The following is a 636-nucleotide window of genomic DNA, read 5'->3' on the forward strand; positions in this document are numbered from 1 at the left end:
AATACCGGGACGCCTTTGCCTTCATCAATTCGAGCGATCACGCGAGATAGCAACTGTAAATCTCCCAATGCGGTTAGCATGCTGGTATTCCAGTTTAAGTTGGTTTCTGGCAGTGGGTTTGACGGAGTGACGTATTCGGCGCAGTCGTTGTCGTAGTGGTGTAGGGTCATCGATTGTGCCAGCAACTGACGCGCGGTATGGCTGTAATCGTTGCTGATGCTCACTGGGCCAAATAAGTGCGTGTATTCAGGATGTTGATGAACAAAAGTCGCTATGCCTTTCCAGAGTAAGAGTAGGGCACTCATGCTTTTTTGATATTGCTCGGCAATCACAGAACGCCCCATTTCAATCGACTTGCCCATTTGATCGAGAAAGCGTTGGTCATAGTTGAACAAGGTGCGCGAATACAATCCTTCTACGCCATATTTCGCCAATAATTGATCAACTAATCCAAGACGGTAAGCTCCTACCATGCATTGGTTCTCACGGTCCCACACAAACAGGTGCAGGTAATCATGATCGAAATGATCGATGTCTATTGCTTGTCCGGTCCCTTCGCCAACTTGACGGAAATTATGTTCTCGCAAGCGGCCAATTTCATGCAGGAGAGATGGGATCTGCTGTGCGCTGGCGCAG

The 636-nt window shown here is 48.4% G+C and carries 1 protein-coding gene; it reads right to left on the reverse strand.

Going from position 1 to position 636, the window contains the following annotated elements:
• Positions 1-636: GNAT family N-acetyltransferase (locus tag R7190_RS28400; RefSeq protein ID WP_318137996.1), on the reverse strand; the 636-nt coding region annotated here is incomplete at both ends.

This window comes from Vibrio sp. 1078-1 (assembly GCF_033340475.1).